Annotated in this window: 1 protein-coding gene; it reads right to left on the bottom strand. The window is 44.3% G+C overall.

Annotation, left to right across the window (positions count from 1 at the left end):
- A partial coding sequence (locus R2R28_RS29085; protein ID WP_316829169.1) for an MBG domain-containing protein occupies positions 1-803 on the bottom strand: 803 nt, incomplete at both ends.

The raw sequence follows: 803 nt of genomic DNA on the forward strand, positions 1-803 counted from the left end.
TATGGCATAAGCGCCTACGTTATTACCAGCTACCCTGGTTAATGATCCTGTGAAAGCATCAGTTCCCACTAATGTACCTGTGTAGGTATAGGTTAAGGCCGGATCGGCACTACCATAAACTTTGCTTTTCGCATCGGCTGTTATCACAATTGCACTCGCAGTAATATCTGCCGTAGTTGCTGCTGTGGTATTGCCTAAAGTATAGTTACCAGATGCACCACCTGTAATGGCAATACCTGTAACACTTACCGGTTTGTTTGTACCAATAGTTGCGGTTGCAAATGAAGCGCTCGCATAACTTTCGGCAAATACATCGCCTGTTACACGGTTATCACTTAAGTTTACGGTTGCGGCTGTTGTACCATCGTAAGCTTTATTGATTCCGGCTGCGGTAACCGTTAAGGTTTTTGGTGTAATATTAAGATTCGCACTGTTGTAGGTCAAGCTATAGTTGCTACCTAATGCAAGCGTTCCCTGATTAATGGCATAAGCGCCTACATTCTCACCAGCTACCCTGGTTAATGATCCTGTGAAAGCATCAGTTCCCACTAATGTACCTGTGTAGGTATAGGTTAAGGCCTGGTCGGCACTGCCATAAACTTTATTTTTCACTACAGCTGTTATCACAATTGCACTCGCAGTAATATCTGCCGTAGTTGCTGCTGTGGTATTGCCTAAAGTATAGTTAGCAGATGCACCACCTGTAATGGCGATACCTGCCACGCTTACCGGTTTGTTCGTACCTACAGTTGCAGTTGCAAATCCAGCACTTGCATAACTTTCGGTAAATACATCTCCTGCTA

The sequence above is a fragment of the Pedobacter miscanthi genome (assembly GCF_032678605.1).
GTDB classification, from domain to species: Bacteria; Bacteroidota; Bacteroidia; order Sphingobacteriales; family Sphingobacteriaceae; genus Pedobacter; species Pedobacter miscanthi_A.